Genomic DNA, 11828 nt, shown 5'->3' on the forward strand with positions numbered 1-11828 from the left:
GAATTTCGATCCACCTTTGATATTTGCTTTGGCACGATTTAATGATGGCGCTTACAATCAGCAGTGTTGCTCTGCTGAACGGAAGCGCTCACCGTGTTAATCGTGCCCCTATTGTATGACGTGGCCGAAACCCGAGGAAAGAAGCGATTTTCACAATTTATTCACTTTTTTGGATTGTGCATTATTCCCTTTTTATATGTTTAACATTTTTCGATATTCGCTAGCGCTCATGCCGTGTTTGCGCTTGAAAGCCCGGCTGAATGAGTTGAGTGAATTGTATCCGACCCGCTCTGCTATTGCCGTCACAGGCAGTCCTTGCTTAATCATCGTTTTGGCCGCTTCCAGTCGCAGTTCTTCCACATAATCAGAGAAATTGATGCCGCGCTGTTCTTTGAAGAAGGCAGAGACATACGCCTCGGACACGTGCAATTCATCGGCCACCGCCGTCAGAGAAAGTGAAGAATCGGCATAGTTCGCATGGATATATGCTGTCATATCTTCGAACAGCGTCTCGTTCCTGCTCCGCTTGCGTTCATGAACGAGGCGGCACATATGAACGAACTCTTGCTCGATTGAGTGGAACAGCTTGTGAAGATCCGTTCCTTTCTTCATTAGCTTCTGTTGGAATACCGTGTTCTCGACCAGCATCGCCGCATCTACCGTCTGCGACAGCTTCATAGCTGTCGAATATAAATCCATAAGCAGCCATTGCTTCATCATGCAGGACAGGTGCTGCTTCTCCCAATTCTCTATACGAGTCGTATGAAGCACCTGCAGCAGCTCTTCTTCATTGCCGCCGCGAACCGCATGGATGAGGCGCAGCTCGACATCCGGACTATACACGTACAAATCTTCACGTCCCGATTCTTGTTCATCCCACCATGTCCATGCCGACTCAGCATCTCGCTCGAATACCGACTGCAGTTGCTGAGCTTGCTCTAGCGAACGCGGCACATCAAGACGTCTCGACACCATTCCGCCAATCGTACAGATCGGAGTAACATGCGATTGCTTCAGCCGCTTGCACAGCTCGTGCAGCGTATGTTCAATCTCTTGCTTGAAGCGAGCAGCCTCATCCTCCCGCGCTGTCTGTCCCTCCGCATGCGTGTTATAGAAGAGCAGCGCGACTTGGTCCTGCTCGATATCGTGTACGTCACAAGGCACGCAGGCCATACCGAACGCTTCATCCATGACGACGAGCCGCTTCAGCTCCATCTCATGCAGGACGGATGTGCTCCAATCGTCTCCGTGCCAGCCAAGCTGCAGCAGCGCAACCGCGTAACGGGAGGCGTTCCGCTCCAGACCCGCATGCTCAAGCGAGGATTGCAGCTGCTGCTCCGTCGCATAGCCGCCGCGAAGCCATTTATCGAACACAGCCATGCGCGCATATTCCTGACGCTCAGTAAGCTTCTGATCGAGCGTCTTCGTCGTCTCGAGCATCTCAGCGAACGCGTCGCGTAAATAAGCGAATATATCCGATCGTTTGCCACGCAGCAGCATGCCCGGCTTCGCGAACGTGTGCACGTATGAGTAGAGCCGCTCCAGCGGACGGCTGTTCCGATGCGACAACCATAAGGCGAGCAGCACGATTACAGCTAATGATATTCCGACGAGCGTGAACGTCGTACGCTTGATGGCATACACGCTTTTCAGGACGTCGGCCGCTGGCTGCGCCGCAATATACGTCCAGCCGGTCTTCTCCGAAGTAATTTGCGAGACGAGCATATCCTGTCCATCCATGTCTGTGCGGTAATGCGAATTACTCATGGACATGGAGCGAGAGATCAACTTATTTATGGAATCCTCATTACCATTCCCGATTGAGCCGATCATTTCACCTTGCTGATCAATAATGCGAACTGTGCCGCCTTGCTTCACATCGATGCTATGCAGTATTTTCTCGATTTCTTTATGCGGAATAAGCGCAACGACGGCTCCTTGATAATATCCCGGGTAACCGAGCGACCGAACATACGTAACCATCTGCTCCTCCGTCTGCCTGTAGCGCACCGTCCTCATGCCGATAAAATCCTTCAAATGAAAGGTCTTTAGCATTTCCTGCTTCCATTGCTCAGCATCCCAATCTTTATACCGCAGCACATCACCGTAATAGGCGTCGATAGATTCCACCCGATGGGGTGAAATGACGAGCGAGCTGTTCTGAAAGATAACGAAATAATCCATCAAAAAACGGTTGCTGACGCTGTAATCGTCAAGCGCGCTGCGGGTCGCCATCACTTTGTACGTATTCGTGCCGGCAAATGGCTCCGACACCACTTGAAAGCCTTTGATTTTCGGATGATCGGCCACCTGTTGCACGATCGACTCCACTTCAGCGAACCGCGTTTCGAGCAAGGTCTGCGCTTGATTCAATGCTTTATCGTTCCGTTCCAGCACTTCCCGCTCCAGCACATCAATCGTCTCCCGGTAAGCAATCCATCCCGCAGTTAGCGTTAACATTAAGAAGAGCAAATAGGGCAGCAAAAAACGGATCCACAGCCTCCCCATCAGCTTTTTCGTCCAAATAGAGCGGAGACGCTCCTTTATGGAACCGCTTGCACGAATGGTTTGTTCGGATGATTTCGGCATGCAATAGGCCCCCATTCGGTTTTTTTGTTACTACCATACCAGAAAAAAACACAGCTGAACATAATGTGTGGCAATTTTTTAGATGGTTCCAATTGGATTGATGAAATTCGCTTGTACAATCTTTCATTTTTTTAAATTTTACCTTTGAAGCAAGCAAGATCCACTAGAGAATATACAGTAAAATGTTCGAATTGGGCGGTAAAAAGGCATCCGTTGCTTTTTTACTGGACACAATCCAATGCAAGCAGAAAGAACAACGCAAAAAGGGCACTACCTCTCTTGAGATAGTGCCCCGGCTCCTATTATTTTATAAGAGCAATCAATGCTTCGCCGCTTCCATGCGCCCCTGATCGATAAGTCGCTGTGCCCGTTCCACTTCTTCTGCTGTCGGTGAAGGCACGCCCTCGAGTGGATATTTCTCACCGAGATGCTCCCATTTGTATACGCCCATCTGGTGATATGGCAGGATGTCTACCTTCTCAACGCCTTGCAACGATCCGATGAAACGACCGAGCTCAAGCAAGTCCTCTTCCGCATCATTAATCGTCGGCACAAACACATGGCGAATCCACATTTTCTTCCCGTGATCCGATAACCAACGCGCCGTTTCCAGCGTCCGCGTATTCGGAACACCGGTGAGGGACATATGCTTCTCGTTGTTGATATGCTTAATGTCGAGCAGCACGAGATCCGTCAAATCATACAGGTCCGCAAGCTTTGTGACATCATTAACACCGTTCGTATCGAGTGTTGTATGCAAATCCCAACGTTCCTTCACTTGCCGGAACAGTTCCTTGACGAATGGCCCTTGCAGCGTCGGTTCGCCGCCAGACACCGTCAAGCCCCCTCCAGAGCTGCGGTAATACGGCAAATAGGATTCGATTTCGGACAACGCTTCTTCTATCGTCATTTCTTTTCCGTCATTCAAACTCCATGTATCGCGATTATGGCAATATTGGCATTTTAACGCACAGCCTTGCATGAATAATATGAAGCGAATTCCTGGCCCATCCACCGTGCCGAACGTTTCTACAGAATGTATGCGTCCAATCATCGTATCACGGTCCTTTCTCTATTGCTCTCCACGAGGTCATTCATACATATCAACATATGTCTAGTGAAAAAGCAAGAGGGGGCGCCCTCCCGGAAAACACCGCAAGGTGCGTTGCTCGGGTATGGCTGCTCCCCCTCCTTCATTATTCACATATGTTGCTGTCTTAATTCGGTTACATCGAACCGTGGAATGTACGGTTAATGACATCCATTTGTTGTTCGCGAGTCAGCTTGATGAAGTTAACCGCATAACCGGACACGCGAATCGTCAGCTGTGGATAGTTCTCTGGATGTTCCATCGCGTCGAGCAATTGCTCACGGTCGAATACGTTGACATTCAAGTGATGCGCTCCGCTGCCGAAGTATCCGTCCATCATCGACGTAAGATTGGATTTCCGAGCGTCAAGCTCTTTGCCCAATGCTTTCGGCACGATGGAGAAGGTGTTCGAAATGCCGTCCAAGCTATGCTCGTAAGGCAGCTTGGCTACCGAGCTGAGCGATGCGAGCGCGCCCTTCTTATCACGGCCGTGCATTGGGTTCGCACCAGGTGCGAACGGTTCGCCGGCTTTGCGTCCGTCAGGCGTTGTACCTGTTTTCTTGCCATATACAACGTTCGACGTAATGGTCAGAACCGATTGTGTCGGCAATGCGCCACGGTATGCTTTATGTTTGCGAATCATATTCATGAACGATTCAACCAACTCAATTGCAATACCGTCTACACGGTCATCATTGTTGCCGTAGCAAGGGTAGTCGCCTTCAATTTCGAAGTCAACCGCGATGCCTTGCTCGTTGCGGATTGGTTTGACTTTTGCGAATTTAATGGCGCTCAAGGAGTCAGCCGCTACCGAGAGTCCTGCAATACCGCAAGCCATCGTGCGCAGAATCTCACGGTCATGCAATGCCATTTCGATACGTTCATAGCTATATTTATCATGCATATAGTGAATGATGTTGAGCGTGTTCATGTACAGCTTCGCAAGCCAATCCATCATTTGCTTGAAACGTTTCACGACTTCGTCGTAATCAAGCACTTCGCTCGTAATCGCTGGCAGTTCTGGTCCGACTTGAGCGCCGGATTTTTCGTCTTTACCGCCGTTGATAGCGTACAGCAAGCATTTTGCCAAGTTAGCGCGAGCACCAAAGAACTGCATTTGCTTACCGATGCGCATTGCGGATACGCAGCAAGCGATACCGTAGTCATCACCGTAGAACGGACGCATCAGGTCATCATTTTCATATTGAATGGAGCTTGTTTCAATCGAAACCTTCGAGCAATATTTTTTGAACGATTCAGGCAATTTCGTGGACCACAGTACCGTCAAGTTTGGCTCTGGAGCTGGTCCCAAGTTATATAAGGTGTGCAGGAAACGGAAGCTGTTCTTCGTGACGCGAGTCGTTCCGTCCATTCCCATACCACCGATTGATTCTGTAACCCAAGTAGGGTCACCGCTGAACAATTCATTGTAGTCTGGTGTGCGCAAAAACTTAACGATACGCAGCTTCATGACGAAATGGTCAACTAGCTCTTGCGCTTCTTGTTCTGTCAAGTTGCCTTCTTTCAAGTCACGTTCAATGTAAATATCCAAGAAGGAAGATACGCGACCAAGGGACATCGCCGCACCATTCTGTTCTTTAACGGCTGCCAAGTAGCCAAAGTATACCCATTGGAACGCTTCTTGCGCGTTCACGGCTGGCTTGGAAATGTCGAAGCCGTGCATTTCTGCCAGTTGCTTCAATTCGCCGAGTGCGCGAATTTGTTCAGAGATTTCTTCGCGGTCGCGAATGGTATCAGCATCCATTGCGTCCACTTCAAGGTTTTTCAAATCTTGCTTCTTCTGTTGAACTAAGTAGTCAATACCGTACAATGCGATTCGGCGATAATCGCCGATGATGCGGCCGCGACCGTAAGCATCCGGCAAGCCCGTGATGATTCCGGCTTTGCGTGCTGCGCGCATTTCGGAAGTATATGCATCAAATACGCCTTGGTTATGCGTTTTGCGAATGTCTGTAAACATTTTAACAATTTCATCCGGCATTTTGAAGCCGTATGCTTCACAAGCGTCAATCATCATGCGAATGCCGCCGAATGGTTGAATGGAGCGGCGGAACGGAGCATCTGTCTGAACGCCGACCACTTTTTCTTTATCTTTATCCAAGTAGCCCGGTTGGTGCGATGTGATCGTCGAAGGAGTGTTTACATCGACATCCCATACGCCGCCGCGGTCGCGCTCTTCTTTAGTCAGACGGCTTACAACTTCCCACAGGTCCTTCGTGTTCTGAGTCGGGCCCGCGAGGAACGCCTCGTCTCCATGATAAGGCAAAATGTTGTCATCAAGGAAGTTAGGCACATCTACGTGTCTTTGCCATTTTCCCATTTTGAACCCACGCCATGGATCCATTGTTTTTACTTCAGTCATGTTCTTTTCAATCACCGACATCGTAATCCCTCCATACATTTGATTATCTGTATGTGCTGTAAACAATCCAGAACGCTCACACCTAGCAATATCATGTACATACCCATTCATTGTAATGCCTAATCTTACATTTTGTGACGTTTTTCACTTTAGAAGCTGCAATTATTTTTCTTTCGCTTTTTACTTCTCCAGCGAAGCGTCACTTCCTGCTAAGTGCGGCTGACAAAGAAAGAAATAATATGCTTCATTTTTGTCTTCCCTTGCTGTGATTTAATTGTACCTCTTTTCACGTACAGTTAATGTGATTTATATCACAATATAGTTGTCCTCCATGAAATTAATCACATTTAATTGTTCAATTTTAGTTGAAAACAATGTCCGTGTTTTCATAATGACAGACAATAGCAGCGAAGAGGGCTGGACTCTTCGCTGCTGTATAAAGGAAAGGTGGATTAGGCTGTCATGCTTTCAGTTGCTGCCTTCTTACTCGAACCGTCCGTAGAAGGCGTTGCGGTACACTTCCGCCAATTCCGTCACGAGCGGCAGCTTCGGATTCGCTGTCGTACATTGGTCTTCGAACGCGCGGTCTGCCAAGTAGTCTACGCGGGATTCGAAATCCTTCGCGTCGAAGCCGATGGCTTGGAACGATTCCGGAATGCCGAGCTCGCGGTTCATGTCGCGAATCGCCTTGATAAGGCTGTTCACGCCCTCTTCCGTCGTGCGGGCAGGCAATCCCAAGATGCGTGCGATTTCCGCGTAGCGCTCATCCGCCACGAAGTGGTCATATTTCGGGAACGAAGCGAACTTCGTCGGCTTCTTCGCATTGTAGCGAATGACGTGCGGCAGCAGAATGGCATTCGTGCGACCGTGTGCCGTATGATATTGCGCTCCCCATTTGTGCGCCAAGCTATGGTTGATGCCGAGGAAGGCATTCGCGAACGCCATACCGGCAAGTGTCGAAGCGTTGTGCATTTTTTCGCGTGCCTTCGGACATGCTTCATGATGAGATTTCACTAAATTCGCGAATACGAGCTGGATAGCTTTAATCGCCAAGCCATCGGTGTAATCGCTCGCCATAACGGACACGTACGCCTCAATCGCATGCGTAAGCACGTCCATACCGGTGTCGGCTACCGCAGTTTTCGGCAAGCTGTATACGAATTCCGGATCCACGATGGCTACGTCCGGCGTTAATTCATAGTCAGCCAGCGGATACTTCGTGTTTCCTTTTTCTTTATCCGTAATGACGGTAAACGAAGTCACTTCCGAACCCGTACCGGACGTGGTTGGAATGGCCACGAATTTCGCCTTTTTGCCGAGTCGCGGATATTTATAAGTCCGCTTGCGGATATCAAGGAACTTCTGCTTCAGGTTGTCGAATTCCGTATCCGGATATTCATAGAACAGCCACATGCCCTTCGCTGCGTCCATTGGCGATCCGCCGCCAAGTGCGATAATACAGTCTGGCTGGAAGCTCTGCATCATTTCCGTACCGCGTTCAACCGTCTTGGTGGACGGATCCGGCTCTACATCGGAGAACACTTCGATAACGACCGGATTGCGGCGTTGACGCAAGTAGTATTCCAATTTTTCCACATAGCCGAGCTTCACCATCATCGGGTCGGTAACAATCATGACGCGGCTGATGTCCGGCATTTTCGCCAAGTATTGGGTTGCCCCTTTTTCAAAGTAGATTTTATTTGGAACTTTAAACCACTGCATATTCACTGTACGCTTCGCCACCCGTTTAATATTGAGCAAGTTCACCGCCGTTACGTTCGAGGACGTCGAGTTGCGGCCGTAAGAACCGCAGCCGAGCGTCAAGGACGGAATGTTCGTGTTATACAGGTCCCCGATGGCGCCATGCGTGGATGGCGAGTTGACGAGAATGCGCCCGGTTTGCAAGCGGTCCGAGAACTTCGCAATAACGTCGTCATCGTTCGTGTGGACGACCGAAGAGTGGCCCATGCCGCCGAATTCAACGATTTCTGCAGCGCGGTCGATACCTTCCTGCGCCGTTTTCACCTTATAGCAGGCAAGCACGGGACTCAATTTCTCTGCGGACAGCGGATATTTCGGTCCGACACCTTCCAGCTCGGCCACGAGAATCTTCGTGTTGTCCGGCACATTGATGCCCGCCATCTCGGCAATCTTCGTCGCCGGCTGGCCGACAATTACTGGATTGACTGCACACGTTTCGGCTTTCATGGCACTGCCCTGCAGCTTGCCGATTTCCTCTTTGCTCAGGAAGTAGCAGCCTTGGGACTGCATCAGCTTCTTCGTCTGATTGAAAATTGGCTCTTCAATGATAACCGCCTGCTCGGATGCGCAAATCATCCCGTTGTCGAATGTTTTGGACAGAATCAGGTCAGTTACTGCTTGGTTCAGGTCTGCCGTCTTTTCAATGAAGCAAGGCACATTGCCGGGACCAACGCCAAGCGCCGGTTTGCCGCAGCTGTATGCGGAACGAACCATGCCCGCGCCGCCTGTTGCCAGGATGAGCGCTACCTCCGGGTGGTTCATGAGCGTGTTCGTCGCTTCCATCGACGGGAACTCGATCCATTGGATGCAATGTTCCGGTGCGCCATATTTCACAGCTGCATCATGCAAAATGCGAGCCGCTTCCGCGCTGCATTTCTGTGCCGAAGGGTGAAACCCGAAAATAATCGGGTTGCGCGTCTTAATCGAGATGAGCGCTTTGAACATCGTCGTCGATGTCGGATTCGTTACTGGCGTAATCCCCATCACGATACCGACTGGTTCGGCTATCTTCATGTAGGCGCCATTCGGATTGTCTTCAATAACGCCTACTGTTTTTTCATATTTAATGTGGTTAAAAATATACTCCGTAGCAAAGATGTTCTTCGTAATTTTGTCCTCGTATACGCCGCGGCCCGTTTCCTCCACAGCCATTTTCGCGAGATGCATATGTTTGTCTAAGCCTGCCAACGCCATTTGTTGAACCACTTTGTCGATTTGCTCCTGATCCATATCCATGAATGCTTCCTGCGCCTTCTTCGCGCGGTCAATCAGTTGCTGGATGTGCTTCTCGACATTTGCGGTTTGCTCTGTCTTTTTCTCTGTAGCTTTCACTTCTGGTTTCGTTGCCATTCTCTCCGCCTCCATTCAAGGACTAAGTGTGAACCTTAGACTTGGTTTCTCTCTTCATGTCTGTGTTTGGTCTGTTACGGCCTTATCCGAGGTTCATTTGCTTACTATTGATTGTGAATCATTTCACATATTCATTGTAACCGATGGTTTCAATTCGGTATGTGATCTACATCACAATGCAAACTTCTTTATGATTTCTTTTTTCTTCTTATAATTATGATGATGATCACGGCATTTTCGCAAAAATGTAACTAATTTTTAACCTAATTAAATTGACATCTTTCGTTGGAACCTCCATGATAGTATTATCGTATAAAATAGTGAAACTTGTCACATGGAATACCTTGGGTCATAATAACTAAAAATTGAAATAGACAAATTGGAGGAGAATGGAGTGACTAACATCATGGAACGATTTCAAGAGCCTTGTAACACATCGTGCTTCTCGGACCAAAATGTGGAGCGTTTAATCAGTGTAGCCAAAGACCGCACTTATCCAGATAGCTCTCACCTGTTCTGGGAAGGCGACGTCTCCGACAAGCTGTTCCTGCTGAAGAGCGGCCGTATTAAGATTACGAAATCGACGGATGAAGGGAAAGAGCTAATTCTATACATGTATCAAGCTGGCGACTTGGTCGGTCAGGTGGATCCGTTTCATAGCACGAAGCACAACTTCACGGCCGAAGTGGTCGAGGAAGCCGATGTCTGGCTAATCGAACAGAAGGATATTGAAATTCTAATATGCCAGCACTGTGATTTTTCCATTGATTTCATGAAATGGATGGGTATCCACCATCGTCTAACCCAGACAAAATTCCGCGACCTAATGATGTACGGCAAGCCGGGAGCGTTGTGCTCAACCTTGATCCGCCTCTCCAATACGTATGGCGAAGAACTGGAAGACGGCGGCATTCTCATCAACAAGAAGATTACACATACCGACCTGTCCAACATGATCGGAGCTACCCGCGAGAGTGTCAACCGCATGCTCAGCGACCTTCGCAAAAAAGGAGTAGTCGAGTACGAGAACGGCATGATCGTCATTCGCGAGCTCGAGCATTTACAGGAGATTTGCCACTGTGAGATGTGTCCGAAGGAGATATGCCGCATTTAATGGGCCACATTTATAAGTTCTGTATCCTTAGAAATGAAGAAGAGGGGCGTCAGCCCCCTCTTCTTTGATTTACCGATAACATTATGTGTCACAAAAATACAATCGTCGCTAGGCAGTAATGCGGAACACATGAGCAATAGGAGCTTTATCCCCGAGCGCAGATAACGGGAGAGTAATCGATACTCCATCCTCTACACGGTTGAATTCCAGCACCTCATTCGTTCCAACCAATTCCACTTTACCTACAGCGTCAGTGTATGGAATGAATACGTTTTCCTTAACAGGCGTATTGTCTGATGGGTACAAGTACGAGCAATATACCGTATCCCCTTTGCGGGTGAACGCACACTGCTTCGTGAAATACGGCGCACAAATTCTAGTGCCATAAACAGCCTCGCCGTAAGTCTTCATCCACGCGCCCATTTCCTTCATCCGGACAATAGCCCCTTCCGGCAGCCGTCCATCCGGCTGTGGACCGACGTTCAACGCAAGGTTTCCGCCTTTCGCCACGACTTCGAGCAAAATGTGCACGAGCTGCCGTGTCGGCTTGTACTTATCTTCATATCTGAAAGAGAACGACGTGCCCATCGTAATGCAACTTTCCCACGGAACATCCATCGGTCCTTCAGGGATCGTTTGCTCCGGCGTGATGATATTCTCGTACGGCCCGCCTACCGTCCGGTCGGCTGAAAGGAGCCACGGCTGTTGCTCGCGCGCACGATCGACGACTTCACCGAGGCGGATATCTTGCCATACTCTGCTGCCTTCTCTCACCCATCCAGCATCCAGCCACAGCACATCAATTCGACCGTATTTCGTCAATAATTCCATGATTTGCTCATGAGTGAATTGAACGAATTTTTCCCATAGCTCCGAATGCTCCTTAGGATTGTAAGACGGTCCGCGCCACGTCTTGTTTCCTCGTTCCATGTTAGGCGCCCAGTAATATGGAGTGTGCCAATCCGCTTTGGAGAAATACGTTGCAATCGCCAATCCTTTGTCACGGAACGCATCGAACAGATGCTTGCAAATGTCAGCATATTTGTGCGAGTGAAACGGCGTATCCGCTCCCGTACTCTTGTAATCAGTCGTTTTCGTATCCCACATGCAGAACCCATCATGGTGTTTCGTCGTAAAAATCAAATATTTGAATCCGCCTTCCGCCGCCAAGTCGGCCCATACGTCCGGTTGGAAACGGACCGGATTGAACGTCTTGTTCAGATCGAAATATTGCTGCTTCAGCTCTTCGCCATCCACATCCCAATCGATTCCGTCCCGGGACCACTCTGCATCCTCGTCGCTAAGCGCCCAAGATTCCACTACACCCAATTGGGAATACGTTCCCCAGTGCATCATGAAGCCAAGCTTCTGGTCTTTGAACCATTCCAGACGCTCTTGCAATTTCGGGTCTTCCGGTTTCACCCATTCGTCTTTCGCACTGAAGTTGTGCACGCCTTGTTCCACTACTTGCTCTTCCTGTTGTGCATCGTCATGTTGTGTCGCTTCACTCATTTGCTTGTAACCTCCCATTATGGAACTGA

6 protein-coding genes are annotated in these 11828 nt (G+C 49.2%); 1 reads left to right on the plus strand and 5 read right to left on the minus strand.

Annotated features, from left to right (window positions below):
* Positions 1-192: 192 nt before the first annotated feature.
* The 4 genes from A372_RS0121470 to adhE form a co-directional block, all read right to left on the minus strand.
* Positions 193-2589, minus strand: coding sequence for an AraC family transcriptional regulator (locus A372_RS0121470; protein WP_019422963.1), 2397 nt, complete (start codon positions 2587-2589; stop codon positions 193-195).
* Positions 2590-2908: 319 nt separating this feature from the next.
* Positions 2909-3643 (minus strand): pyruvate formate-lyase-activating protein, encoded by a 735-nt coding sequence (gene pflA / locus A372_RS0121475; protein ID WP_019422964.1) that lies wholly within the window; start codon positions 3641-3643, stop codon positions 2909-2911.
* 172 nt (positions 3644-3815) lie between these two features.
* A complete protein-coding gene (pflB, locus tag A372_RS0121480) occupies positions 3816-6083 on the minus strand; it encodes a formate C-acetyltransferase (RefSeq protein ID WP_019422965.1) in 2268 nt (755 codons plus the stop codon).
* A gap of 462 nt (positions 6084-6545) precedes the next feature.
* Positions 6546-9173 (minus strand): bifunctional acetaldehyde-CoA/alcohol dehydrogenase, encoded by a 2628-nt coding sequence (gene adhE, locus A372_RS0121485; protein ID WP_019422966.1) that lies wholly within the window; start codon positions 9171-9173, stop codon positions 6546-6548.
* A gap of 406 nt (positions 9174-9579) precedes the next feature.
* Between adhE and A372_RS0121490 the strand changes: the two genes are divergently transcribed.
* Positions 9580-10287: a Crp/Fnr family transcriptional regulator gene (locus A372_RS0121490; protein ID WP_026011201.1), complete on the plus strand. Its 708-nt coding sequence runs from the start codon at positions 9580-9582 to the stop codon at positions 10285-10287.
* 108 nt (positions 10288-10395) lie between these two features.
* Here A372_RS0121490 and A372_RS0121495 read toward each other — a convergent pair whose 3' ends face one another.
* Positions 10396-11799, minus strand: coding sequence for an alpha-L-fucosidase (locus A372_RS0121495; RefSeq protein ID WP_026011202.1), 1404 nt, complete (start codon positions 11797-11799; stop codon positions 10396-10398).
* Positions 11800-11828 lie beyond the last annotated feature (29 nt).

The organism is Paenibacillus sp. OSY-SE, assembly GCF_000283315.1.
GTDB lineage: Bacteria > Bacillota > Bacilli > Paenibacillales > Paenibacillaceae > Paenibacillus_B > Paenibacillus_B profundus.